Origin of the sequence: Sphingomonas sp. UV9 (genome assembly GCF_004101245.1) — a bacterium.
Taxonomy (GTDB): Bacteria; Pseudomonadota; Alphaproteobacteria; order Sphingomonadales; family Sphingomonadaceae; genus Sphingomonas.
The window spans coordinates 543,355-567,965 of sequence record NZ_SCIN01000003.1; the positions used below are offsets into that span (position 1 = coordinate 543,355).

At 67.6% G+C, this 24,611-nt stretch carries 20 protein-coding genes; 6 read left to right on the plus strand and 14 right to left on the minus strand.

Annotation, left to right across the window (positions count from 1 at the left end; translation table 11 throughout):
* Positions 1-256 precede the first annotated feature (256 nt).
* The 3 genes from EQZ23_RS14790 to mdoH are packed head-to-tail and all read left to right on the plus strand — an operon-like array spanning position 257 to position 3,906.
* Positions 257-577, plus strand: a complete 321-nt coding sequence (locus EQZ23_RS14790; protein ID WP_128455187.1) for a hypothetical protein — start codon at positions 257-259, stop codon at positions 575-577.
* A 12-nt stretch (positions 578-589) separates the two neighbouring features.
* A complete protein-coding gene (locus EQZ23_RS14795; protein ID WP_128455188.1) occupies positions 590-2,083 on the plus strand; it encodes a glucan biosynthesis protein in 1,494 nt (497 codons plus the stop codon).
* Positions 2,083-3,906 carry a glucans biosynthesis glucosyltransferase MdoH gene (gene mdoH, locus EQZ23_RS14800; RefSeq protein ID WP_240663594.1) on the plus strand — a complete coding sequence of 608 codons (1,824 nt, stop codon included), beginning with the start codon at positions 2,083-2,085 and terminating at the stop codon, positions 3,904-3,906. Before EQZ23_RS14795 ends, mdoH begins: the two co-directional genes overlap by 1 nt.
* A 19-nt stretch (positions 3,907-3,925) precedes the next feature.
* Here the strand turns inward: mdoH and EQZ23_RS14805 are convergent, their stop codons facing one another.
* The 10 genes from EQZ23_RS14805 to EQZ23_RS14850 form a co-directional block, all read right to left on the minus strand.
* Entirely contained in the window at positions 3,926-5,425 is a 1,500-nt protein-coding gene (locus tag EQZ23_RS14805) for a DHA2 family efflux MFS transporter permease subunit (RefSeq protein WP_206364266.1), read from the minus strand.
* Positions 5,422-6,864 carry an efflux transporter outer membrane subunit gene (locus tag EQZ23_RS14810; protein WP_128455189.1) on the minus strand — a complete coding sequence of 481 codons (1,443 nt, stop codon included), beginning with the start codon at positions 6,862-6,864 and terminating at the stop codon, positions 5,422-5,424. The genes EQZ23_RS14805 and EQZ23_RS14810 overlap by 4 nt, the downstream gene beginning before the upstream one ends.
* A gap of 98 nt (positions 6,865-6,962) precedes the next feature.
* Positions 6,963-7,877 (minus strand): efflux RND transporter periplasmic adaptor subunit, encoded by a 915-nt coding sequence (locus tag EQZ23_RS14815; RefSeq protein ID WP_128455190.1) that lies wholly within the window; start codon positions 7,875-7,877, stop codon positions 6,963-6,965.
* Entirely contained in the window at positions 7,874-8,080 is a 207-nt protein-coding gene (locus EQZ23_RS14820; protein ID WP_128455191.1) for a DUF1656 domain-containing protein, read from the minus strand. The genes EQZ23_RS14815 and EQZ23_RS14820 overlap by 4 nt, the downstream gene beginning before the upstream one ends.
* Complete coding sequence (locus EQZ23_RS14825; RefSeq protein ID WP_128455192.1) at positions 8,077-10,119, minus strand: FUSC family protein; 2,043 nt, start codon at positions 10,117-10,119, stop codon at positions 8,077-8,079. The genes EQZ23_RS14820 and EQZ23_RS14825 overlap by 4 nt, the downstream gene beginning before the upstream one ends.
* The gene (locus tag EQZ23_RS14830; RefSeq protein WP_206364267.1) at positions 10,116-10,568 is read right to left on the minus strand and encodes a MarR family transcriptional regulator; all 453 of its coding nucleotides are present in this window, start codon (positions 10,566-10,568) and stop codon (positions 10,116-10,118) included. Before EQZ23_RS14830 ends, EQZ23_RS14825 begins: the two co-directional genes overlap by 4 nt.
* 133 nt (positions 10,569-10,701) lie before the next feature.
* Positions 10,702-11,361: a dTMP kinase gene (locus EQZ23_RS14835; RefSeq protein ID WP_128455193.1), complete on the minus strand. Its 660-nt coding sequence runs from the start codon at positions 11,359-11,361 to the stop codon at positions 10,702-10,704.
* 19 nt (positions 11,362-11,380) lie between these two features.
* Positions 11,381-13,972: a bifunctional lysylphosphatidylglycerol flippase/synthetase MprF gene (mprF, locus tag EQZ23_RS14840; protein ID WP_240663595.1), complete on the minus strand. Its 2,592-nt coding sequence runs from the start codon at positions 13,970-13,972 to the stop codon at positions 11,381-11,383.
* Positions 13,973-14,101: 129 nt separating this feature from the next.
* Entirely contained in the window at positions 14,102-14,815 is a 714-nt protein-coding gene (locus tag EQZ23_RS14845; RefSeq protein ID WP_128455194.1) for an AcvB/VirJ family lysyl-phosphatidylglycerol hydrolase, read from the minus strand.
* 113 nt (positions 14,816-14,928) lie between these two features.
* The gene (locus tag EQZ23_RS14850; RefSeq protein WP_240663596.1) at positions 14,929-15,216 is read right to left on the minus strand and encodes a chorismate mutase; all 288 of its coding nucleotides are present in this window, start codon (positions 15,214-15,216) and stop codon (positions 14,929-14,931) included.
* A gap of 150 nt (positions 15,217-15,366) precedes the next feature.
* Here EQZ23_RS14850 and EQZ23_RS14855 point away from each other — a divergent pair, with 150 nt between their 5' ends.
* On the plus strand, positions 15,367-16,395 hold the full coding sequence (locus EQZ23_RS14855; protein WP_128455196.1) for a polyprenyl synthetase family protein: 1,029 nt from the start codon (positions 15,367-15,369) through the stop codon (positions 16,393-16,395).
* A 4-nt stretch (positions 16,396-16,399) separates the two neighbouring features.
* Here the strand turns inward: EQZ23_RS14855 and EQZ23_RS14860 are convergent, their stop codons facing one another.
* The 4 genes from EQZ23_RS14860 to EQZ23_RS14875 all read right to left on the minus strand — a co-directional run bounded on the left by EQZ23_RS14860 (position 16,400) and on the right by EQZ23_RS14875 (position 22,772).
* Positions 16,400-17,923 carry an oligosaccharide flippase family protein gene (locus EQZ23_RS14860; protein ID WP_128455197.1) on the minus strand — a complete coding sequence of 508 codons (1,524 nt, stop codon included), beginning with the start codon at positions 17,921-17,923 and terminating at the stop codon, positions 16,400-16,402.
* A gap of 115 nt (positions 17,924-18,038) precedes the next feature.
* Complete coding sequence (polA, locus tag EQZ23_RS14865) at positions 18,039-20,813, minus strand: DNA polymerase I (RefSeq protein ID WP_128455198.1); 2,775 nt, start codon at positions 20,811-20,813, stop codon at positions 18,039-18,041.
* A 421-nt stretch (positions 20,814-21,234) separates the two neighbouring features.
* Positions 21,235-22,191 (minus strand): 2-oxoglutarate and iron-dependent oxygenase domain-containing protein, encoded by a 957-nt coding sequence (locus EQZ23_RS14870; protein ID WP_128455199.1) that lies wholly within the window; start codon positions 22,189-22,191, stop codon positions 21,235-21,237.
* Between the two features lie 92 nt (positions 22,192-22,283).
* A complete protein-coding gene (locus tag EQZ23_RS14875; RefSeq protein ID WP_128455200.1) occupies positions 22,284-22,772 on the minus strand; it encodes a hypothetical protein in 489 nt (162 codons plus the stop codon).
* Positions 22,773-22,921: 149 nt separating this feature from the next.
* Between EQZ23_RS14875 and EQZ23_RS14880 the strand changes: the two genes are divergently transcribed.
* A complete protein-coding gene (locus EQZ23_RS14880) occupies positions 22,922-24,181 on the plus strand; it encodes a multidrug effflux MFS transporter (RefSeq protein WP_128455201.1) in 1,260 nt (419 codons plus the stop codon).
* Positions 24,182-24,260: 79 nt separating this feature from the next.
* Complete coding sequence (locus EQZ23_RS14885; RefSeq protein WP_128455202.1) at positions 24,261-24,605, plus strand: DNA primase; 345 nt, start codon at positions 24,261-24,263, stop codon at positions 24,603-24,605.
* Positions 24,606-24,611 lie beyond the last annotated feature (6 nt).

The window sequence follows — 24,611 nt, forward strand, 5'->3', positions numbered from 1 at the left end:
AGCATGTTTCCCCGCGAAGGCGGGGACCCAGACCGGGCTCGCGCCTTCGCGGGAGAACAAGGGAGCGGTCGGTTCGCTGGTAATTTGGTCCCACACCATCACTCTAAAGCTGGGATCTCCCCGTAACAGGTCGCCCCTGCCGCGCGAGGTCCCGGGCTTAGCCGGGATGACGGGGTTGCGCACTACGCGAACACTATGGCTCTCCCTTGGAATCAATCTCGAACGCTTATGCGGCTAGCGATAGCTCAGGCGTCGCATGACCGACCTCCGCCGCCTCCGCACCGACCTCAGCCTCCGCGCGAGTGGCATCCCGTTGCTCGCGGTCGCCGTCACCGCGATCCACACGCTCGCCCGCCTTCACCCTCCGATCAGCGTACTCGCGTTCCTGCTCGCCACGATCGGCTTCCTCTGCGCGAGTGCGGGTGCGATGCTGGCGATCGTTGGCCACCACATCCACGACCGCATCCAGGTCAGCGCCCGCTGGCAACGCGCCGAGCGACAGGGCGCGCCCGTGGTGGGACCTGTCGACGCGCGCGCGCGAAGTCCTTATGCTACCGCGTTGCAGCATGATGACTAGGGAGCACTCCGCATGATCGGTCGACGCGAAGTAATGACCGCGCTGGGTCTGTTGGGTGTCCTCCCGCAGGCCGCCGCGGCGATGCGCGCCGCGCCTGGCAAGGCCGAGCCGTTTTCGTGGGAGGCGCTTCAGCAACGTGCAGCGACGCTCGCGACCAAGCCGTACCGCGCGCCGGCCAAGGTCGCCGCCGCCGCCGCGATCGATTACGACAAGGTCGGCAGCATCCGGTTCCGCGCCGACAAGACGCTCGCCGGCGGCATCCGCCTGTTCCCGCTAGGCCGCTATGCGCCGATGCCGGTCGCGATCAACGTCGTCGAGGGTGGGCAGGCGCGACGCATCGAATTCTCGCGCGACCTGTTCGAGGCGGAAGAGGGCCACGCCGCCGCGCTCGGCATCGCCGGCTTCCGCGCGATGGCGCCGGGCGGCACCAGCGACTGGATGGCATTTCAGGGCGCGTCCTATTTCCGCACCGCCGGGTCGCAGGATCAGTACGGCCTGTCGGCACGTGGGCTTGCGATCAACACCGGCTTGCCCGGCCGCGAGGAGTTTCCCGACTTCACCGAATTCTGGATCGAGCGCACCGGCAACGATGCCTATACGATCTACGCGCTGATGGACGGCGTCAGCGTGACCGGCGCCTACCGGTTCCAGTCGCGGCACGTCGCAGGGGCAGGCGTCGAGCAGCAGGTCTCGTCGGTCCTCAATCTGCGCCGCGATATCGAACGGCTCGGCGTCGCACCGGCGACCAGCATGTTCTGGTACGGCGAAGGCAACCGCGCCGCTGCGGTCGACTGGCGACCCGAGATCCACGATTCGGACGGCCTCGCGCTGCTCACCGGCGCCGGCGAGCGCATCTGGCGGCCGCTCAACAATCCGTCGCACGATACGCTGGACAGTTTTGCGGACCAGGCGCCGAAGGGGTTCGGGCTGATCCAGCGCGACCGGAATTTCGATCACTACCAGGACGACGGCGCGTTCTACGATCGCCGGCCGAACCTGTGGATTCAGCCGCAGGGTGACTGGGGCAAGGGCGCGGTGATGCTGTACGCGTTCCCGACCAGCAGCGAGACGGTCGACAATATCGTGTCGTTCTGGACGCCCGCCGCGCCCGCCAAGGCGGGGCAGCGGTTGCAGTTCGATTATACGCTGTCGTGGAAGTCGGCCGATCCGACCGCGGTCGCCGCGACCGCGCATGTCGTCGATTGCTGGCAGGGCGTCGCCGGCCGACCGGGCGCGGAGGCGATCAAGGGCGCGCGCAAGCTGGTGGTCGATTTCCTCGGCGACGGCCTTGCCGGGCTCGACCGGCAGAGCGGCGTGACCGCGAAGATCGACGTGGTGCGCGGCAAGTTGCTCAGCAATGCCGCGTATCCGGTGGTCGGCCAGAAAAACCGTTGGCGCGTGACCGCCGACGTTGCCCCCGACGCGCAAGGGCCCGCCGATGTCCGGCTGTTCCTCACGCGCAGCGGTCGCGCGCTCAGCGAAACCGTCCTGACGCCGATCTTCTGATGCCTGCGCTTCCTGGCATGGTGCCGTCGATGATGCCCGGCGAGTCGCCGATCGAGATGCCGGCGCAGCGGTTTGACGGCCCGCCGCCGCCCTGGTCCGCGCCCGAACCGGGGGAGGGCCGCGTGATTTCGCCCGACGATATCCTCGCGCGCCGGATCATGCTGGTGCTGATGACCGGCCTGCTGGCGACCGCAGCGTCGTCGGCGGTGCAGGAATCGCTGCTCGCCGACGGGCTCAGCCTGTGGGACGGGGTATTGCTGGCGCTGTTCTTCCCGCTGTTCGCGTGGATCGCGTTCGGTTTCATGAACGCCGCGATCGGTTTCGTGCTGCTCATGACCGGCGGCCATCCCGGGTTCGTGCCGACGCCGCGCCAGTCCGAACCGCTCGAGGGCCGCACCGCGATCCTGATGCCGGTCCACAACGAGGACATCGATGCGGTGTTCGAACGGATCGCGTGGATGGCGCGCGCGATCGCCGATGGCGGTGTCGCCGACCGGTTCGATATCTTCATCCTGAGCGACTCGGGCGAAGCGGCGGAGGCTGCCGAGGTCGCGGCGTGGCAGCGGCTCGCGCCGACGCTCGACTGCAAGCTTTACTACCGGCGTCGCACGGTGAATGTCGGCCGCAAGCCGGGCAATGTCGCCGAGTGGATCCGGCGGTTTGGCGGCGGCTATCGCTATATGCTGATGCTCGACGCGGACAGCCTGATGGGCGGCAACACGATCATCGGCATGGCGCAGGTGCTCGAACGCCGGCCGGCGGTGGCGCTGCTCCAGACCGTGCCCGCGGTGATCAACGGCGTGACGTTCTTCCAGCGCTGGATGCAGTTCGCGAGCCGCTTGTACGGCCCGATCTCGACCGCGGGGCTCGTCTGGTGGTCTGGGTCGGAGGCGACCTTCTGGGGCCATAACGCGCTGATCCGGATCGAGGCGTTCGCGTCCAGCTGCGGGCTGCCCGACCTGCCCGGGCGCGCGCCGTTCGGCGGCGTCATCATGAGCCACGACATGGTCGAGGCGGCGCTGCTGCGCAGGCGCGGCTGGCGTGTCCACATGTTGATGACCGAAGAGACGTTCGAGGAATATCCGCCGACGCTGATCGATGCGGCGGTGCGCGACCGGCGGTGGGCACAGGGTAATATCCAGCATCTCAGCCTGCTGACGTCGTCTGGGTTTCACTGGGTCAGCCGGCTGCAACTGCTGATGGGCGCGTCGGCGTTCATCACCTCGCCGGTGTGGCTGTTGATGATCGCGACGAGCGTCGTGCAGGCGCTGATCGGCGAGCGCAACATCGTCGAGGCGCAGACCTCGCTCCAGGTGCTGGCGGTGACGCTGTTGCTGCTGTTCGGGCCCAAGGTGTTGAGCGTGATCTGGGCGGTCTCGAATGCAGAGCGGCGCGAGGGGTTCGGCGGGCGGCGCGGGATCGTCCGGTCGGTGCTGATCGACGTGCCGTTCTCGATGCTGTCCGCGCCGGTGATCGCGCTGACGCAGACGATGGATCTTGCCGGGATCCTGATGGGGCGCAAGTCCGGCTGGGCGCCACAGAACCGCGATGCGCATGAGCTGTCGCTGGCGGACGTGATGCCGCGCTATCGCTGGCATGTCGGGGTCGGCGTCGCGCTGCTGGCGGTGACGCCGTTCGCGCCGATCACCGCGGCGTGGCTCGCGCCGGTGACGCTGGGGCTGTTGCTCAGCCCGTTTCTGACGATGCTGACCGCGAGCGAGAAGGCGGGTCGCTGGGCGGAGTCGCACGGCATGTTCGTCGAGCCCGGCGAGCATGTCTCGGTGCTGTCGCGACCGTCGTTGCCGGCCCCCACGTCATCCTGACTTTCGTCAGGATGACGGGTTAGGCCCGATGCCCGCTCAACTCAGCGCCCGCATCCACCGCGAACCGGCGGTTCCAGATCGTCGCCGACGCCGACACCGCCGTCACCACCAGGAACGCCAGCGTGAAGTTCGCGAGCGCCGGCCGCGTCGCCCCCGTGCCCAGCATCCCGACATGCAGCGACGCGGCGCCGACGCAGATGCCGAGCGACAGCATCAGTTGCTGGAACGTGGCGTAGAAGCTGGTCGCGCTGCTCATCCGCGACGACGGGATCTCGTCATAGGCGATCGTATTGTACGCCGAGAACTGGAACGACATGAAGAAGCCGGAGAGCATCAGCACGCCGAAGATCGCGGGGATCGGCCAGTCGGGGCGGAAGAGGCCGGCGACCGCATAGCCCGAACTCGCGCAGAGACCGCCGACGATCAGGCTGTTGCGGAACCCGAAGCGGCGCAGGATGCGCGGTGCGAGGCTCTTCATCATCAGCGAGCCGATCGCGCCGGCGATCGTGATCGCGCCGCTGGCCGCTGCGGTCATGCCGAAGCCCAATTGGAGCATCATCGGCAACAGGAACGGCTGCGCGCCCTGCGTGATACGGGTCAGCGAGCCGCCGATCACCGACAGCCGGAAGGTCGGAATCCGCATCAGCGACAGATCGAGGATCGGGTCGCTGCGTCGCTTGGCATGGCGGACGTACGCGACGCCGGCGATCAGCCCGATCGCGATCAGCCCCACCGCTTGCGCAAGTTCGCCGGTGCGGCTGGTCATCTCGAACCCGAACAACAGGCAACCGAGCGACACGCCCGACAGGAGGAAGCCGGGCACGTCGAACCGTGCCGGTTTGTCCTCGCGCACCTCGCCGATATAGCGTGTCACCAGCACCACGCCGAGCAGGCCGATCGGCACGTTGAGGTAGAAGATCCAGCGCCAGTCGAGATACGTCACGATCGCGCCGCCGACCGGTGGCCCGAGGATCGGGCCGATCAGCGCGGGCATGATCAACCACGACATCGCCTGGACCATGTCCTCCTTGGCGACGCTGCGGAGCAGGACGAGGCGGCCGATCGGGATCATCATCGCGCCGCCCAAGCCTTGCAGGAAGCGCGCGCCCATCATGAATGGCAGGCTGGTTGCCTGGCCACACAGCATCGATCCGCCGACGAAGATCAGGATCGCCGCGCGGAAGATGGTGCGCGAGCCGAACCGGTCGGCAAGGCGTCCGCTGGCGGGGATGAAGATCGCAAGCGCCAGCAGATACGAGGTCAGCGCCGAACTCATGCTGGTCGCGGGGACGCCGAAATCGCGTGCCATCGTCGGCAGCGCGGTCGCCAGCACGGTCGAATCCATCTGCTCCATGAACAGCGCGCAGGCGATGATCAGCGCGGTGATGCGGTAGTTGCTAGGGGTGTGTGGTCGCGCGTCCGGATCCTTGGCGACGCGCGCGATGGTGTCGGCGGCGGGCATGATGCCGTCGCGGACTTCGCTGTTGATCGACGCCAGCCCGCGGCGGCGCAGCCTCAAGCCTGCCACCCCCCGCCGAGCGCCTTGAACACGTCGACCTGGCGATCGACCAGCAGCGCGTCGGACGCGGCGAGGTTCGCCTGCGCAGTGGTCAGCGCGCCTTGCGCGGTCAGCAGCGACAGGAAATCGGTGCGGCCGAACCGGTAGAGCGTGCCGGCCTGATCGGCGGCGCGCGCGGCGCTCGCCTGCGCGCGGCGCAGCGCCGCGTTGCGGTCGCCTTCGCGGGCATAGGCGAACAGCGCGGTCTCGGTCTGGCGCAGCGCCTCGAGCGTGGTCGAATCGAACTGTGCGAGCGCCTGATCCGCCGCGGCGCCGGCTTGTGCGATCTGCGCGCGGATGACCGGGCGGTTGGGGAAACTCCAGCTGATCAGCGGCCCGAGCCCGAGATGGAACGCGTTGGTCGAGCCGAGCGACGACACCGGTCCGGTGAACCCGGCCGACCCGCCCAGGCTGACCTGCGGATAGAGGTTGGCGGTGGCGACGCCGATCCGCGCGGTGGCGGCGGCGAGCGAGCGCTCGGCCTGGCGGATGTCGGGGCGGCGCAGGATCAGCGCGCTGCCGTCGCCGATCGGCAGCGGTCGATCTAGCGCGGGGGGCTTGGCACAGGTCTCGACGTCCCGGGGATAATCGGCGGGGGCGCGGCCCATCAGCGTTGCGAGCCGGTACAGCGCGGCGGTGCGCGTCGCGACCTGCGACGGGATCAGCGCCTCGCTCTGGTCGACCGCGGTCCGCGCGCGCGTCACGTCGAACGCGGTGCCGCGGCCGCCGCGTTGCAGCCGCTGCGTGACGGTGAGCGTCTGGCGTTGCAGCGTGAGGATGCGGGTGTTCGCGGCGAGCACCATGTTGGCGGTGCACGCGGTGGCATAGCTGCGCGCGGTTTCGGCAGCGACGGTGACGCGGACATTGTCGCGCGCGGCGGTGACTGCCTCGGCGTCGCCTTGCGCGGCCTCGATCCCGCGACGGATCCGGCCCGACAGGTCGAGCGGGTAGGCGAGCGTGATGCCGAGGTTGTAGTCAAGCGTGCCGGGCAAATTGCCGCCGGTCGTGTAGGGCCGGTCGAGCGACGTTCCGCCACCTAGCGCGGTCGACAATGTACGCCCCGCGGCGACCTCGGCGACGACCGCATCCGCGCGGCGGAGATTGGCGTCGGCGGCGCGCAGGTCGGTGTTGGCGGCGAGCGCTTCGGTGACGAACGAGTCGAGACGGGTGTCGCCGTAGAGTTGCCACCAGTGATCGGGGAGCGGGGTGTCGGCGAACGCCTTTTCTTTGCCGCTGTCGAATGCGCCTTGTGCGGAGGGGCGGTTGACGACCGCGGCTTCGGGGAGGGCGTAGTTCGGGCCGGCGGTCGTGCAGGCCGCGAGACAGGTTACGGCGGCCAGCGCGAATATCGTGGTGGAGCGCGAACGCGAACCTCCGTCATGCCGGGCTCGTTCCGGCATCCACGGTTCCGCATGATCGATAGCGGTGAGTACGCGGGACCGTGGACCCCGGAACCAGTCCGGGGTGACGGAGTGGGTGAGGCTAGCGGGCGCGCGCATCACGACGTTGCCCCCGTCTGGGCCCCCGGCTGAACGCGCGGTTGCACCGTGACCGTCGCGGTGCGGCCGACGATCAGTTGCACGCCCTTCGGCACATGCGTGAGCTTCACCCGCACCGGGATGCGCTGCGCCAAGCGGACCCAGTTGAACGTCGGGTTCACGTTGGGCAGCAGGTTGGTCGTGTTCGTCCGCTCGCTGTCGTTGATGCCCGCGGCGATGCTGTCGACGCGGCCGTGCAGTGCCTGCGGTTCGCCCATCAGGTGGACGATCACCGGATCGCCGGCATGGATGCTGCCGAGCTTGGTTTCCTCGAAATAGCCCTCGACGCGGAGCGAATCGGTGTCGACCAGCGCCATCGCCTGCGCGCCCGTCGCGATATAGTCGCCGGGGTGGAGATCGAGGTTGGTGACGATGCCGTGAACCGTCGCGCGGACCGTGGTGCGCGCGAGGTTGAGCGCGGCGGTCGAGCGGGCGCTCTGAGCTTGCGCGAGAGATGCGGATGCGGTGGCGACGCGCGCGACGTTCTGCTCGTGGGTTTCCTTGGCGACCAGATCGCCGAGTGCCAGATCGCGCTGGGACTCTCGCCGCGCTTGCAGCAGCGTCGCGCGCGCGCTTGCGATCGACGCGTCCGATTGCGCGAGCGTCAGCTGGAAGCGCGGGCGATCGACCACGAACAGGATGTCACCGGGTTTTACTGCCTGGTTGTCGTGCACCGCGACCTGAGTCACCAGCCCCGCGACGTCGGGCGTCACGCGGACGATATCGGCGCGGATCCGGCCGTCGCGCGTCCACGGATCGGTCTCGTACCGCTTCCACAGCCAGATCCCGACGAGCACTGCCAGCAGGACGATGACGATCGTGACGGCGGAACGCCCAAGCGGGGCGAGCAGCGATTTGAAACGCGAGGAGGTCATGCGGAAGGTCCGGTCAGCAGGGCGAGCAGCCCGAGGATGAGGATGAACAATGCTAGGTCGACGAGCGGCCGATAGGTCACGATGCGGTACGCGCCGGCGAAGGCGAGGAGGCGAGTCGCGATTGCGGTCAGCAGGACGGCGGCGACTGCGAGCAACAGGATGCTCGGCAGGAAGACACCGCCGATCGAGATTTCGCCGGTCATGCGGTCGCTCCATAGGCTGGCGCTCGGGGAAACAGGTTGCGCCGGAGCGAGGTCAAAGCCAACACGCCGGTGCGGTGGCGATCGGGCGTGCTCCTCGCGAACCCGGCCAACGCGGTGTCGATCCCGGCGAGCAATTCGGGTTCGGGCGGCGCCGGCTCGTCAGGCCGCAGCGCGCGATAGTGCTGGCCGATCCCGCGCAATACCGGCGTGATCATCGCGGTCTCGTCCGGCGTACCGTCGAGCCGCAACTGGCGCAGTTCGCCGACCGAGACGCCGACGCGCAGATCGGTCAGCGCATCGAGCAGCGGCTTGCCGGGATCCTCGCCCTGCAACGCCAGGCGCGGCGCGAGCAAGCCGATGCGGTCGAGCATCCGCGCGATCCAGCCGGCAGCGTCGGGGCGCCCGGGCGAGTCGCTGCGTGTCGCCAGTTCGCGCCAGCCCGCGCGGATCAGCCGCCGTGCGCTGGTATCCGCGCCGACCGTCTGGAACAGCCCGACCGTGACGACCGCGAACAATGTGCCGACCAGCTGCGCGATGCCGCCGTTGATGAAAGCGCTGAAATCGCTGCCGAAGCGGTCGTTCAATCCGACCGTGTTCAATCCGCCGAGCAGCGCGCCGAGAGTGACCAGCAACGTCGCCGGCCGCGCGAGGAACATCCCGCCGATCAGCATCGGTGGTGCGAGGACCGCGGCGAGCGTGACGAAATCGGTCACCCGCGGCAGGATCGCGAAGGCGTAGACCGCGGACACGGCAAGCCCGAGGATCGTGCCGTAGAAGAACGCCATGATCGCCGGGGCCGGATTGTCGCTGTTGCCGAACAGCGCACAGCACACGCCGGCGATCAGCACCGCGCCTGCGCCGTCTGCCCAGCCGGTACCGATCCAGAAGATGCAGCCGAGAAGGATCGTGGCGATCGTGCCGAGGGCCGCCCGGAGCGCGATGCCGCGGTCGCGGTGGAGCGGGCGCTTGGTGGTGCGCGCCAGCAGCCGCGTGACGGCGGGGGTGACCGGCGTTCGGGACGGCGAGCGCATCTGGTCGCGCAGGTCGCGCGCGTTGCGATGCGCGTCGACCAGCTCGGCGAGCCGTGCGAGCAGGCTCAGCCGCAACGCATCGCGCCAGATCAGCGTGTCCCCGACGGACGGCTCGAGCGCCTTGGCGCGGGCGATCAGCGCGTTGGCGGTCTCGGCCCGTTCGGCGAGCGGCAGCGGATCGCGCAGCCATGCGCGGACGTCCTCGATCAGCGCGAGCGCTTCGGGGCGGGGAGCATCGGCACCGCGCCTGAGCTCCACGATCCGGTCGTCGACTGCACTCGCCAGCGGGAGCAGCATCGACAGTTCTGCCTGGAGCGCGCGCAGCGTGCGGACGCGCGGCAACAGCCGCGCGGTATCGAACGGCAGATGGATGGAGAGCTGGTGCAGCTCGTTGATGTCGAGCGCGAGCCGGCGCCGGTCGCGATTGAGCTGCGCGTCGGACTCGCCCGCGAGCGAATCGCGCGACCAGCGCTCGGCGTCGCCGAGAATCGCGTCGATCCGCATGAGTAACGTCGCGGTCACGGTCTGCGGAAAGACGAAGCCGTGGACCAGGCTGCCGCAGAGGATCCCGATCGTGATCTCCTGCACACGCAACGCCGCCGTCGTGAACACCGCGCCGGGCGCCGCGACCGACGGGAAGCCGATGATGCTCGCGGTATAGCCTGCCAGCAGGAACAGATACGCGCGGGGGGTGCGGTCGAGCAGCGAGATGTAGAGGCACAGGCCGAGCCACAGCGCGAGGCCGAGCGACAGGAGTTCGGGCGCGTTGACCAGATTAGGGACGAGCACCACCGCCGCGACCGCGCCGAGCACGGTGCCGGCGACGCGGAACACCGCCTTCGACAGCACCGCGCCCGCCAGCGGCTGCGCGACGATGTACGACGTCGTGACCGCCCAATAGGGCCGAGTCAGGCCGATCCGGAGCGCGATGTAATAGGCCAGCATCGCCGCGACGAAGCATTTGACCGTGAACAGCGCCTCCTTGCTGCCGAACCGCGCGAGGATCATCGCGCGCGATCCGCCTGGAAACGCGCGCCGAGCCGGTCGGCAACGCGCAGCGCGGTGGCGAGGTCGTCGTCGGATACGCCGTCGAGCATTTCGTGGCGCAGCGTGGCGAACTTGGTCTCGATCGTCGTGACGAGCGTGCGGCCGCGGTCGGTCAGGCGGATGCGGCTGACGCGCGCGTCGGCGGAATCGCGGTGGCGCTCGACCAGCCCGGCGGCGGTCATCTGGTCGATCGAGCGGACCAGCGAGGCCTGCGTGACGTCGAGTTCGTTCGCAAGATCGGTCTGGCGGACGTCGTCGCCGAGCCGTCCTACCTGGACCAGCGCCCAGCCGGTCGAGGCCGACACGCACATGTCGCTGAGCGCCCGATCCGCCGCCTGCCGCCACAGACGCGCGAGCGGCATCAGCGTGCGGGCATAGGCGGATTCGAGACGGGCGCGGGGAGAAGTCATTAGCGTGCTAAGTAATGACGTTTAGAAATGCTGCAATGCAGTATTTTTGGGTGGGTAAGAAAAAGGCGTGCTGGCGCGCGTGTTCAAACACCACCCCGGCCTTCGCCGGGGTGGAATTTGGGGAAGGAAGGCCTCAGTCGAGTAGCGCGACGATCTCTGCGGCGATCTCGGCCGGTAAGCGCGACTCCCCAGCCGCCACCGTCGACACGGTCGCCCAGCGTCCGAGCAACCCGGCCTGCGCCATCGCCGCATAGTTCGTCCGCACACGGTCCTGCAGCCCGGTATCCGCCTCGTACGCATCGAACGCGTCGTCGGTGTACGAGCGCTTGCGCTTCTTCAGGATCAGTCCGCGGGCGATCGCGGCAGGGGTGTCGAGATACACCGACAGGTCGGGCGTCGGCAGCGCGAACGATCCCGTCTCGAGCTCGGCGATCCACGTCATCATCGCGTCCGCCTCGTCGGCGGATACCTGCGCCGCCTGATACGCCATGTTCGACGCGATATAGCGATCGAACACCACCACGTCGTTCGCCGCGATCGTCGCCATCAGGTGATCGCGCGACTCCATCCGGTCGAGCGCATAGAGCACCGCCGCCGCCTTGGGCGACGTGCCGCGCGGCAGGGTGCCCGCCAGCATCGCGCCCAAGGCCCAGCCGCCGACCGTCTCGGCATAGCGCGGGAACGACACGACCTCGGCGGTGCGACCGGCGGCGCGCAATTGCTCGACCACCAATGCCGAGGCGGTGGCCTTGCCCGCGCCGTCGGCGCCTTCGATTGCTAGGAGGAAGCTCATAGGCGAGCCCTAGCAAGCCTTACCGGCTCACCAAAGCCTGCAAATCGATGAGCCCGCGCAACAGCGACGTGCCGCCCGGCGAGGCGATGTAGCGCGGCGTCCAGTTCGGCCGGAACTTCTCCTTGTACGCGCGCAGCCCGGCAAACCCATAGAAGCGCTCGCCGTGGCGGAACAGGAACGCCGCGACCTTCGACCAGGCCGGCGACAGCCGCCGTGCCTCGATCCCCGACAACGGCGCCATCCCGAGCGAGAAATTGCGATAGCCATGCTCGTGCCCCCACAGCATCAGCCGCGTGAACAGGAAATCCATCCCCCCCTGCGGCATCGATTCCGCGTGGCGCATCAGGTCGACCGACAGCTCCTGGCCGTTCGGCGTCGCCCAGATATTGGCGAAGGCGACGATCCGTCCCTCGATCCGCACCACCGCGCAGTCGAACTTGGTCAGGTAGCCGGGTTCGAACCGGCCGACGCTGAAGCTCTTTTCGGTGTGCGCCTTGTCGGCCAGCCACCAGTCGGAGATCGCCTGCAATTCGGGGATGATCGCGGGCATCTCGGCGGCGGGCACGACCGCGAACGCGGCGCCGGCGCGTTCGGCGACGCGGCTCGCCTTGCGGACGCTGCGCATGTCGGGAGTCTCGAGCGTGAAGCCGCCCAGCTCGACGGTCGCCTCCTCGCCGTATTTGACGAGCTTCAGCCCCATCTCGATCGCGATCGGCACGATCCGCAGGCCGATCTGGTACAGCAGCAGCCTTCCTTGCGCGGCATCGGCGCGCGCGCGGATCGCCCAGAGCAGTTCGGACCACGCCTCGGCCGGGCCGACGGGGTCGCCGATCACGATCCAGCTCGCGCCCTTGACCTGATACATCAGGAACGCATCGCGGCTGTCCGACACCAGGAAGCGCTTGTCACCGGTGAAGGCGAGCATGGCGTCGGTCCGGTCGGCGTGTGCGAGCGCAGCCTTGGCGACGTCGTCGGGCAGCACGTCGTGCACCATCGGCACGGGCGCCGCCGCGAACAGCCGCCAGATCGCCGCGCCGATCAGCAGCAGGCCGACCGCGAGACTCGTGCGCAGGAAGCGCGAGGCGTTGGCGTCGGTCTCGAACCGCCACCACAGATCGCTCGAATAGCCGACGCGGTGGTACGCGAAGAAGCCGATCAGCACCGACAGGCCGATCGCGGCGCCGACGCCGACCAGCCATTCGGGCGACAGCGGCTCGGCGGTCAGCCGCGTCCGCCGGTAGAACGCACCGCGCGTCCATTGCAGCGCCGCGGCGGTCAGCAGCAGGACGGCCGCCTCCTCGTAATCGAGGCCCTTGGCGATCGACAGCAGCGCGCCCGCGACCAGCAGCAGCCGCGCTGCCCAGAACGCGCCGTCGAGTCGCCGGTACAGCCCCAACGCAACGAACAGCAGCATGACGCCGACGAGGCTGGCCGCGACATGCGCCATTTCGCTGATCGGCAGCGGCAGGATCATCGCCAGCGCGTCCATCCGGCCGGGCGCAGCGGGCAGCGCGCCCGAGACAAGCAGCATCGCACCGCTCATGAACACGAGCACGCCGAGCAGCAAAGGCGCGAGCGGCAGCGCGATCGCGAGCGGATCGGGGCCGCCGCGCGCCTGATCCGGCGTGCGAGGGCGCTTGCGCCATTGCCGGCCCTCGTGGAACGCGAGCAGCACCGCCGCCAGGATCAGCGGCGCGACGTAATAGATGATTCGGTAGGCGAGCAGGGCGGCGAGGATGGTCGCGTTGTCCTGCGGCATCGTCGCGATGATCACCGCCTCGAACACGCCGAGGCCGCCTGGTACGTGGCTGATCAGCGCCACGACGATCGCCACCGCATAGCCGAGGAACAGCACCGGATAGAGATCGGGCGACGCGTTCGGCAGCAGCACGAACAGCGCCGCACTCGCCGCCGCCAAGTCGACCGTCGACACCAGCACCAGCGCCAGTGCCTGCCGCGCGTTGGGCAAGGGCAGCCGCCAGCCAAGCAGTCCGATCGATCCGCCCTGCCGATAGCACAGCACGATCGCCAGCATCGCCAGCGGGATGCCGATCCCGATCGCGCGCTCCAGCAACGGCGGCATCGTCCATTTCACGATCGGCAGCATCCCCGGATGGATCGCCATCGACAGGCAGGCGACGGTGATCACCCCCGCCCAGAACGTCACGCCCGCGATCAGCACGACGCGGGCCACCGCCGCCTCGTCGAGCCCGGCGCGGCTGTAGACGCGGTAGCGCGCCGACCCGCCGGTCAGCATCGCGAGGCCGAGATTGTGGCTGATCGTGTAGCTCGTGAACGAGGCGACCGCCGCAGTGCGCCACGGCAGAGGGTGCCCGATGACCCGGAGCGCGATCGTGTCGTAGAAGGTGAGCGCGATATAGCTGACGACCGTCAGCGCGATCGATGCGGACAATTCGGGCCAGCCAAGCGCCGCGAACGCCGCGCGGACCTCCGACAGGCGGATCTCGGCGGTCAGCTTGTGGATCGCCGCGAAGCCAAGCACCGCGACGAGCAGTACGGCCAGCGCGATCAGCGTGCCGCGGCGATGCACGATCCAAACGCGGATCCGGTTCGCGCGCGTCAACCGTGCCGCCATGTCTTGGTCGGGCATAGGATCAGATCACCCTTCACCGCGACGCTATTCTTCGGATCATGCCGGACGCCTTCCACCGCGGGCGCGGGAAGGGGACTCCCCGCGATTATCGCGGGCGCCAACACTGCAGCAACCATCGGTCGATCCTCAATCCGCGAATACGAACCGCGACAGCACGTCGTAGAGCGCATCGGCGTCGCGGTGAAGCGGGTGCCCGCCTGGCAAGGCGACTCGCCGCGCATTGGCTTGGGTCAGTAACGGACACAGGCTCTCCGCCTCTTCGACACCCTGCACGCAGAGCAGCGCTGCCCAGGTGAGCCGGCGCGCCGTAGGCAGCGCATCGGTCGTCGGCGTCCAGTAATCGAACACTTCGCTGGGGGAGGCACGGAACTGGACGGTGTTCTCGGGCACGATCAGCGCGACCCGGGCGATCTTCCGGCGCAGATCGGCGGGCAGCCCGACCAGCCCGACATGCAGCATGTCCGCGCCGAAGGACTGGCCGATCAGCACGACCCGGTCGGCCTGGCCGAGCCGCAGCGCCCGTTGTTCGGCGCGGGCGATCAGGACCGTGATGTCCGCTGGCGTCCGGGTCTTGCGCATGTAGCTGAGCATGTTGACGGCGACGACCGGCACGCCGTCCGCCGCGAGCCGTCGGGCGATCTGGGGTGCCATGCCGATCTTGTAACCGAGATCGCCGGTCAGCAGGACGGCGGCGAACCGGCGCTGGGGTTTGCTCGGCGTCGTGATGGCGGGGACATCGACGAACAGCGGCCCGCCGAAATAGCCGAGCCAGCCCATGAAGCCGGTGGCGCCGATCGCGAGCAGCACTAGCACGAGCAGGAATCGGGAGGGCCACGTCATTCGCAACCGGTTGCACCCAGGCGGATGATCGACAGGTGGAGCCGAAATGACGTTTTCTTCACGCATCGCTCCCCTCTCCGAAAGGGCGGGGAGCGATGCGGATTTTCTCGTCCTCAGCCCGGCTCGTGTGCCAGACGCTCGTGGTGACGGATCACCTCGTCGATGATGAAGCGCAGGAACTTCTCGGAAAATTCCGGATCGAGCTGAGCCTCCGCGGCGAGATGCCGCAACCGGGCGATCTGGCGTTCCTCGCGGCCGGGATCGGCCGGGGGCAGGCCGTGCGTCGCCTTGTGCCGGCCGACCGCCTGGGTCACCTTGAAGCGTTCGGCGAGCATGTGGATCAGCGCCGCATCGATATTGTCGATGCTCTGGCGGTATCCGGTCAACAGGTCGTCAGCCACTCTACGTGCCCTTTCCTTGGTTCGGGGCGCCTTTTGCGAGGACGCGGCCGGATCGGCAAGGTGTCGCAAGGCAGACTGGGGCGAGTCGGGGCACGCCGAGGGTCGGCAAGGGTTGCTTTGCAGGGGCATAGGCGTCAGAGGCTCGGGAAGATGAGCGCCACCGTCCACCGCCTCGAAACCGTACGTCCCAATCCCGAGTCCCAGCCCTCGCTGGACCCGATGGTCAAGCTCGTCACTGGCGACATGGATCAGGTCAATGCGGTCATCCGCGGCCGCATGCAGTCCGAGATCCCGCTGATCCCCGAACTCGCCGGTCACCTGATCGCGGGCGGCGGCAAGCGGATGCGGCCGATGCTGACGCTCGCGAGCGCGCAGCTGATCGATTATGCCGGCACGCAGCATCACCTGCTCGCCGCGGCGGTCGAGTTCATCCACACTGCGACGCTGCTCCACGACGACGTCGTCGACGGCTCGGACCTGCGCCGGGGAAATCGCACCGCCAACATCATCTGGGGTAACCCGGCGAGCGTGCTGGTCGGCGATTTCCTGTTCAGCCGCAGCTTCGAACTGATGGTCGAGGCGGGCAGCCTCAAGGCGCTGAAGATCCTGTCGTCGACCAGCGCGGTGATCGCCGAGGGCGAGGTCAACCAGCTTACCGCCGCCCGCCGCGTCGATCTCGGTGAGGAGCGCTATCTCGACATCATCGGCGCGAAGACCGCCGCGCTGTTCGCCGCCGCCTGCCGGATTTCGGCGGTCGTCGCCGATCGACCCGAAGCCGAGGAAGCCGCGCTCGACGCGTATGGCCGCAACCTCGGCATCGCGTTCCAGCTGGTCGACGACGCGATCGACTATGTCTCCGACGCCGACACGATGGGCAAGGATGCCGGCGACGATTTCCGCGAGGGCAAGATGACGCTCCCGGTGATCCTCGCCTATGCGCGCGGCTCGGCCGAGGATCGCGCGTTCTGGAAGGATGCGGTCGAAGGCCGCCGCGACAGCGATGCCGACCTGCAACAGGCTGTCCGCCTGATCCGCTCGACCCGCGCGATCGACGACACCTTTGCCAGGGCGCGTCACTATGGCCAGCGCGCGATCGACTCGATCGGCGGCTTCGCCAACGGTGCCGCCAAGGACGCGATGGTCGAGGCGGTCGAGTTCGCCGTCGCCCGCGCATATTGACGCCCTAAAGGACCGCCGTTCCCGGCTGCGGTAGGGTGGCCTCGACGGTTTCGGGCTTCTTGCTGAACAGCGCGCGGTCGGCTGGGCCGAACGCATATTTCCACAATATGTAGAGATAGGTCGCGGCGATCGCGGGTTCGCCGATGGCCAGTTCGACCCATTCGTAACGCTTGGGCAGCGCGGTGAACGCACCGCCGACCAGGATCGCGGCGCCGGCCGCCCAGACCAGCGGCCAGCGCCACGGCGAGACCTTCGCACCGAGCAGATGGCCGAGCAGTCTGGCCTTGATGATCGAGGTCACGCCTACCGACAACATCAGCGCGATTGCCGGACCTGCTGCCTGGTAATTGACCGGATAGCCGAGCGCGCGGATCGTGAAGATCAGCGTGAAACTGAGGCCGACCTGGAAGGCGAGCATTGCTGCCGAGATCATCAGATTGCGGTGGCGCGCGATGTAGACGAGCGCGGATTCGCTGACCGCGCCGGTCGAGGCGAGCACTTCGGCGGTCAGCAGGAATGCGAGCGCGGCGGTGCCGGCGACGAACTGCGGCCCGACCACGCCCATCACCGCTTCACCGGGGATCGAGCCCATCAGCGCGAGCCCGCCCTGCGCGGCCATGATCCAGAACGCGACCTGGCGGACCTGGTTGGCGATGGCGGCACGGTCGTTGATCGCGAGGCTCTGCGTGATGACGGGGCCGAGGATCGGGTCGAAGCTGGTCTTGAGCTTCTGCGGCAGGGAGGCGACCTGTTGCGCCATGTAATAGATGCCGACGACCTTCGGCTCGAACATCACGCCGAGGATGAAGCGATCGACGTTGCGGCTGCCCCATTCGAGGATGTCGGCACCGGCGAGCGGCACGTTGGCGCGGGCGAGCGCGTAGAGCGGGCGCAGGTGTGGCGACCAGCCTCGGGGGATGCCGTAGCTGCGCACGAACGGCACGAGGCTCGCGATCAGCGCCGCGGTCATTGATGCGACGTAGCTGAGCACGAGGCCGTCGCGGATCGTGAAATAGGAGAACGCCCAGGCGGCGATCGAGATCGTCCAAGGCTCGACGACCGCGCGGGCGGTGACCGCGGCCTTGACGTTGAGCCGGTAGGCGAGCGCCGCGAGGCTGACGTCGGACCAGGCGATCGCGACGATGATCAGCGGCAGGAACCGGTCGAGCCCGGTGATCGCGCTGTTCGGATACATGATCTGCGGGAACGTACAGAGCACTGCGCTGGCGATAAGCGAGGCAACGAATGCCACCGCCATCGCGTCCCACACGACGTTGGCGTGGGGGCGATCGGTGCTGCTGAGCGCCTGGGCCAGGCCGCGCTTGAGGCCGAGCGTGGCAAGAAGCGCCGCGAGTTCGACGACGACGACCGCGATCGCGAAGCGGCCGACAAGGTCAGGGCCGTAGATGCGGCCGGCGATGAACAGGAAGGGGATGCGCGCGGCAAGGCGCAGGACAAAGCCGGCGATGTTGGTCCGACCGCCCTTGGCGAGCGTGTCGATATCCTGCGTGGCTGCGGTCACTGCCAATAGCCTCCGTCACCCCGGGCGTGTTCCGGGGTCCACGGTTCCGCGTGACTATAGGTCGGCGAGTTTGCGGAACGGTGGATGCCGGAACGAGCCCGGCATGACGGAGAAGACCGGCTCAATGTGCTGCGCCCCAGCTGAAACCTGTGCCGATCTCGATGCCCAGCGGTACGTCTAGCATTACCGCAGGCTGTGCGGCGTTGGCCATGACGCGTTCGATCACCGGCTTGGCCGCCTCGACATCGCCTTCCGGCAATTCGAACACGAGTTCGTCGTGGACCTGGAGGAGCATGCGGACGTTCGGCAGGCCCGCTTCTAGCAAGGCCGGGCCCATGCGGACCATCGCGCGCTTGATGATGTCGGCGCTGGTGCCCTGGATCGGTGCGTTGATCGCGGCGCGTTCGGCGCCCTGGCGCTCGTGCTGGATCTTCGAGCGGATGCGCGGGAAGTGGGTCTTTCGGCCGAACAGGGTCGTGGTGTAGCCGGTCGCGCGGACGCTCTCCGTCGTTTCGACGATGTAGGTCGAGATGCCGGGGAAGCGATCGAAATAGCGGTCGATCATCGCCTGCGCCTCGTCCGCCGAAACATCGAGCCGGCCGGCGAGGCCCCAGCGCGAGATGCCGTAGAGGATCGCGAAGTTGATCGTCTTGGCGCGGCCGCGCGTGTCGCGATTGACCTCGCCGAACAGCTCCTGCGCGGTGAGGCTGTGGATGTCGTCGCCGTTCGCGAACGCCTGCTTCAGCGCGGGGACGTTGGCCATGTGCGCCGCGAGCCGCAGCTCGATTTGCGAGTAATCGGCGGCGAGGATGACGTTGCCGGGCTCGGCCACAAACGCGTCGCGGATCTGGCGGCCGATCTCGGTGCGGATCGGAATGTTCTGGAGGTTCGGATCGGTCGAGGACAGGCGGCCGGTTTGCGCGCCGGTGAGGCTGTACGAGGTATGGACGCGGCCCGTCGCCGGGTTGATCTGCGCCTGCAACGCATCGGTATAGGTGGATTTCAGCTTCGACAATTGCCGCCAGTCGAGGACTTTTCGGGCGATCACTGCACCCGGGGAGTCCTTGTCGCCGGCGATCCGCTCGAGTTCGGTGACGTCGGTCGAATAGACGCCGGACTTGCCCTTGCGGCCGCCCTTGATGCCCATTTTCTCAAACAGCACGTCGCCCAATTGCTTGGGGCTGCCGATCGTGAACGGGCCGCCGGCGAGCGCGTGGATCTCGGTTTCGAGGCTGGCCATCTGGCTCGCGAACTCGGTCGAGAGCTTCGACAGTTTGGCGGCGTCGACCTTGATCCCGTGCATCTCCATCTGCGCGATGACGGGGACGAGCGGGCGGTCGACCATCTCGTACACGCGCGTCGAGCCCTCGGCCGGCAGGCGGCGCTTGAACCGGCGCCACAGGCGTAGCGTCACGTCTGCGTCCTCGGCAGCGTAATGGGTCGCCGTCTTGAGATCGATTTCGTTGAAGGTGCGCTGCGATTTGCCGGTGCCGACCACGTCCTTGAACGCGATGCAGCTATGCGAGAGATGCGTGGTCGCGAGTTCGTCCATGCCGTGGCCGTGAAGGCCAGCGTCGAGATCGAAGCTCATCACGATCGTGTCGTCGAACGGTGCGATCTGCACGCCACCGGTGGACGCGTAGGCGCGGCCGAGTACGATCATGTCGTATTTGAGGTTGTGGCCGATCTTCAGGATGCTCGGATCCTCGAGCAACGGCTTGAGTTTCGCGAGCACAAGTGCGCGATCGAGCTGGACCGGGTTTTCCGCGAGCAAATCCGTCCCGCCATGCGCGATAGGTACGTAGCAGGCGAGGTTCGGATGCAGCGCCATGCTGATCCCGACCAGATCGGCGCGCGTAGCGTCGATCCCGGTCGTCTCGGTATCGATCGCGATCCAGCCCTGATGTTTCGCCACGGTGATCCAGCGATCGAGTGCTGCCTCGTCGACGACGGTCTCGTAATCGTCGTGCTTGCAGGGCTCGTCGTCGTCCATGTCCGCGACGACGGGCGACTCGGCGACTGGCGCGTCGGCGACCGCGGAGAGCTTTGCGATCAGCGACTTGAAGCCGTGATGCTCCAGGAACGCGCGCAGGGGTGCGTCGGGGATGCCCTTGAGCTCGAGGTCTTCGAGTGGCTCGGGCAGCGACACGTCGCATTTGAGCGTGACGAGTATCTTCGACAGGCGCGCCATCTCGGCATGCTCGATCAGATTGTCGCGCAGCTTGCCCTTCTTCATGCCGTCGGCAGCGGCGAGCACGGATTCGAGATCGCCGTGTTCGAGGATCAGCTTGGCCGCGGTCTTGGGTCCGACGCCGGGGACGCCGGGGACGTTGTCGACGCTGTCGCCCATCAGGGCGAGCACGTCGCCGAGCTGCGCAGGCGTGACGCCGTGAAACTTCTCCGCGACATGCTCGGGGCCGAGCCGGCGGTTGTTCATGGTGTCGTACATGTCGAGCCCGGGCTCGATCAGCTGCATCAGATCCTTGTCGGACGAGACGATCGTGACCGACCAGCCCTGCGCGAGCGCCGCCTTCGAGTAGCAGGCGATGATGTCGTCCGCCTCGAGCCCCTCGGTCTCGATGCACGGCAGCGAGAAGGCGCGCGTGGCGTCGCGGATCATCGGGAACTGGGGTATGAGATCCTCGGGCGGGGGCGGCCGCTGCGCCTTGTACTTGTCGTAGAGATCGTTGCGGAAGGTCTTGGACGATTTGTCGAGGATGACCGCCATGTGGGTCGGGCCGTCCGCCGCGTGGACCTCGTCGGCGAGTTTCCACAGCATGGTGGTATAGCCATAGACCGCGCCGACCGGCTCGCCATGCTTGTTGGTGAGCGGTGGCAGCCGGTGATAGGCGCGGAAGATATAGCCGGAGCCGTCGACGAGATAGAGATGGGGCATCGCGCGCGGTCTAGCGGATGCGGGGGCGCGGACCAATGGGCGAAGCGTGGTTGTTGGGTATCAGGTGGTGGGAAAAGCGGTGGGGCGTTTGGGGGAGCTATCCCAGGCCTGTCACAGGCGCCACCCCGGCGGAGGCCGGGGCCCAGTTGGGGGACGGTGATAATGAAGCAGTGCGTATCGTTACTGCAACCTTTCCAACTGGGCCCCGGCCTCCGCCGGGGTGGAGAAGGAAGCCGGGGTTGAGACGGAAAGCGCAGGGGGCTGGGCGTGCCCGTTATCTCAATCCTCCCCCGCCAGGGGGAGGTGGCACCGCAGGTGACGGAGGGGGAGGGAAGCGGAACGGCGGTTACCCCTATCCTCCCCCTCCGTCTGGCAAGTGCCAGCCACCTCCCCCTGACGGGGGAGGATCGATATGGCCCTCCTACTTCTTGATCAGGCCGATTTCGACCAGCCGCTCGTACAGGTAATCATGCGCCGTAATCGGCGTCGGATAGCGGTTCACGTTGTCGGGCGTGATCGTGGCCGGCAGCGTCTCGATCAGGAAGTCCGGCGCGGGATGCAGGAAGAAGGGCATCGAGTAGCGCGAATGGCCGCGGCGTTCGGGGGGCGGGTTGACGACGCGGTGGGTGGTCGAGGGGAGGACGTTGTTGGTCAGCCGCTGGAGCATGTCGCCGACGTTGACGACCATCGCGCCCTCGGGCGGCTTGATCGACAGCCAGCGACCGTTCGCGCGGTCGAGCAGTTCGAGCCCTGCTTCCTCGGCGCCGAGCAGCAGCGTGATGAGGTTGATATCCTCATGCGCGCCGGCACGAACGCCTTCCGCATCGGCGGGGATCGGCGGGTAGTGGAGCAGGCGGAGGATGCTATTGCCGTCCCTCACCGCCGGATCGAACCAGTCGGGCTTGAGCTTCAGATGGCGGGCGATCGCCGAGAGCAGCTTGTCGCCGGCGCGATCGAACGCGGCGAAGAGTTCGAGGAAGACCGGCTTGAAGCCCTCCGGGCGCGTCGGCCAGACGTTGGGCGCCATCGTGTCCGAGTAGCGATGGCCCTCGGGCAGTTCGCGGCCGACGTGCCAGAATTCCTTCAGGTCGACGACCTTGGCGTCCTTGGCAATCTCGGTCTTGAACGGCGTATAGCCGCGCGCGCCGCCGCCGCCTGGCGTGAAATAGCCGCGCTTCTCGTCCTCGGGCAGGTCGAACAGGAGTTTCGTCTCGGCCCAGGCGCGCTCGATCAGGTCGGCGGGGATGCCGTGATCGGCGACGATCGCAAAGCCGTAGCGCTCGAACGATTCACCGAACGCGGCGGCGAAGCCTTCGGGGTCGGTGTCCTGCGTGGCGAGGCTGAGCGTCGGGACCTGGGCGGCGGGGGTGTCGAGCATGGGGTTCGTGTCCGGTTTGGGGTTGTGCCCAATATAGGGGATCGGGGGTGTCGTGCCAAATGCCTGGGTTAAGGTACGGCGGGGTGTCCGGGTTAGCCGCTGATGACGATCGTGCCGGTCGCCTTGTCCGTGCCGTCGGGGGCGAGTTCGAGGCGGAAGGGCTTGTTCTCGTCGGTCGTGCCGATCAGGTTCGCGCCTTCGGGATGGACCTGATAGCCGACCTTGCCGAGCCGTTGCGCGAACCAGTCGCGGACGATGGCGGGTGTGGCGGGGCTGGCAAAGGCCACGCGGAGCCCGCCGGTGTTGTCGTTGCCGACGATGTTCAAAGTCTTGATCGACGAGCCGGGATAGAGTCGCACGCCGTTGAGATCGAAATCGCCGGTATCGATCTTGATCTTCGGCAGCTTCACCGAGCCCTGGAAGCCGGGGACGTCGATCTTCATCTCGCCGGTCTCGCCGTCGATCGCGCCAAGGACGTTGCCGCCATCGGCATTGATCGACACCGATGCCCCCTCGTTCGAACGATCGCAGCCGGACAAGGCGAGCACGCCGACGGTGGCGAGAATCAGGGGGCGGAACATGGCAATCTCCCGAGTGTGTTGGTATCGTAATACAGATAAGACGTGCGTCGCGATCCACAATCCTGTGCTGCCGAGCTGTACTGCCGGTACGTATTGCGATGGTTAGCGGGTTTCGCGCGATCGCCCGAGCGGGTAAAGGCGCTGGCATCATGCAGACCCAGGACCAACACTCCGACGCGCCAGCGATGCGTGGCGCGCCGATCGGCTTCGTCGAATTCGTCGCGCTCGTCGCCTCGCTGATGTCGCTCACCGCACTCGGGATCGACTCGATGCTGCCCGCGCTGCCGGCGATCGGCGACTCGCTCGGCGTCGCGTCCGAGAACAGCCGCCAGTTCGTCGTGACGGCGTTCGTGATCGGCTTCGGCGTCGCACAGCTCGTCCACGGGCCGCTCGCCGATCGGTTCGGGCGGCGGACCGTCCTGCTCTGGTCTCTGGTCCTCTACATCATCGCCAACGTCGCGTGCGCGACCGCAGGAAGCTTCGCGCTGCTGCTGACGGCGCGGGTGTTCGGCGGCGCGGTGATCGCAGCGGCGCGCGTGGCGACGATCGCGCTGGTCCGCGATTGCTATCATGGACGGGCGATGGCGCGGGTCATGTCGATCGCGTTCATGGTGTTCATGATCGTGCCCATCCTCGCGCCGACATTCGGCTGGACCGTGCTCCAGTTCGGTGACTGGCGCGCGATCTTCTGGACGGTGGCGGTGCTGACGCTGGGCGTGCTCGTGTGGTTCTATCTGCGGATGCCCGAGACGCTGGCGCCCGAGAACGTGCTGCCGATCACGCCCGGGCGAATCCTGAGCGATTGGCGCCTGACGCTGAGTGACCGCAATTCGCTCGGCTATACGCTCGCCTCGACCGCGTTGATGGGCGCGCTGTACGGCTATCTCAATTCGATCCAGCAGATCATGGCGGACGTGTTCCAAAAGCCGACGCTGCTCGCGCTGATCTTCGCGACGACCTCGGTGACGATGGCGGCGTGCAACCTGCTCAACTCGCGCATCGTGATGCGGCTGGGGACCCGGTTGATCAGTCACGGCGCGCTGTCGGTGCTGATCCTGGTGTCGCTCGTCCACCTGTTCGCGATCGAGATAGGGTTCGAGACGCTCGTCAGCTTTGCGGTCTTCCAGGCGCTGACGCTCGGGTGTTTCGGGCTGGCGACGTCGAACTTCTCGGCGATGGCGATGGAGAATATGGGCCGGATCGCCGGCACCGCGTCGAGCGTGCAGGGATTCCTGAGCGTGACCGTCGGCGCGGTGATCGGTGCGCTGATCGGGCAGGCGTTCAACGGTACGACGGTGCCGCTGGTCGCCGGATTCCTGATCGCAGGGCTCGCCGCGCTCCTTGCGATCCTGGTCACCGAGCGGGGCCGGTTGTTCCGCCCTGCGTCCACGGCGCCCACGCGCGCTTGAAGGAACCACCGCACGCGTCCACCGTTCGCATCCGGTAGGCCCGCAACACGCGGGCGTCCTGGAACGAGGGAGTGTGACCATGGGCGGACATCAGGTGCCGAGTGCCGGTTCGGGCGACGACGGCTATGACGAAGAAGGCTATGACGAGAGCCAGCGCGCCGAAATCCTCGAAGCCACGCGCAACGGGCCGAGCGACGGTATCATCCTGACCGATCTCGAACCCGATCTGGGCGAGGACGACACCGATGACGAGTCGATCGACGAGACCAAGATGGACTCGGAGGAAGTCGGCGAGACCGACGCGTCCGTCACGATGGACGAGGACGACATGGACGAGGACGACGTTCAGGACGAACTCGACGATGGCAGCATCGACGACGACGAAGACCTGGACGATGCCGACGACGTCGCGCTGAAACCCTGACCTTTG

Coding starts and splice junctions, on each gene's coding strand:
- EQZ23_RS14855 (WP_128455196.1), top strand. CDS start 15,367: ATGAGCGCCACCGTCCACCGCCTCGAAACCGTACGTCCCAATCCCGAG.
- EQZ23_RS14820 (WP_128455191.1), bottom strand. CDS start 8,080: ATGACCGGCGAAATCTCGATCGGCGGTGTCTTCCTGCCGAGCATCCTG.
- EQZ23_RS14845 (WP_128455194.1), bottom strand. CDS start 14,815: ATGACGTGGCCCTCCCGATTCCTGCTCGTGCTAGTGCTGCTCGCGATC.
- EQZ23_RS14870 (WP_128455199.1), bottom strand. CDS start 22,191: ATGCTCGACACCCCCGCCGCCCAGGTCCCGACGCTCAGCCTCGCCACG.
- EQZ23_RS14810 (WP_128455189.1), bottom strand. CDS start 6,864: ATGCCGGAACGAGCCCGGCATGACGGAGGTTCGCGTTCGCGCTCCACC.
- EQZ23_RS14830 (WP_206364267.1), bottom strand. CDS start 10,568: ATGACTTCTCCCCGCGCCCGTCTCGAATCCGCCTATGCCCGCACGCTG.
- EQZ23_RS14875 (WP_128455200.1), bottom strand. CDS start 22,772: ATGTTCCGCCCCCTGATTCTCGCCACCGTCGGCGTGCTCGCCTTGTCC.
- EQZ23_RS14790 (WP_128455187.1), top strand. CDS start 257: ATGACCGACCTCCGCCGCCTCCGCACCGACCTCAGCCTCCGCGCGAGT.
- EQZ23_RS14885 (WP_128455202.1), top strand. CDS start 24,261: ATGGGCGGACATCAGGTGCCGAGTGCCGGTTCGGGCGACGACGGCTAT.
- EQZ23_RS14880 (WP_128455201.1), top strand. CDS start 22,922: ATGCAGACCCAGGACCAACACTCCGACGCGCCAGCGATGCGTGGCGCG.
- polA (WP_128455198.1), bottom strand. CDS start 20,813: ATGCCCCATCTCTATCTCGTCGACGGCTCCGGCTATATCTTCCGCGCC.
- mdoH (WP_240663594.1), top strand. CDS start 2,083: ATGCCTGCGCTTCCTGGCATGGTGCCGTCGATGATGCCCGGCGAGTCG.
- mprF (WP_240663595.1), bottom strand. CDS start 13,972: ATGCCCGACCAAGACATGGCGGCACGGTTGACGCGCGCGAACCGGATC.
- EQZ23_RS14825 (WP_128455192.1), bottom strand. CDS start 10,119: ATGATCCTCGCGCGGTTCGGCAGCAAGGAGGCGCTGTTCACGGTCAAA.
- EQZ23_RS14815 (WP_128455190.1), bottom strand. CDS start 7,877: ATGACCTCCTCGCGTTTCAAATCGCTGCTCGCCCCGCTTGGGCGTTCC.
- EQZ23_RS14795 (WP_128455188.1), top strand. CDS start 590: ATGATCGGTCGACGCGAAGTAATGACCGCGCTGGGTCTGTTGGGTGTC.
- EQZ23_RS14835 (WP_128455193.1), bottom strand. CDS start 11,361: ATGAGCTTCCTCCTAGCAATCGAAGGCGCCGACGGCGCGGGCAAGGCC.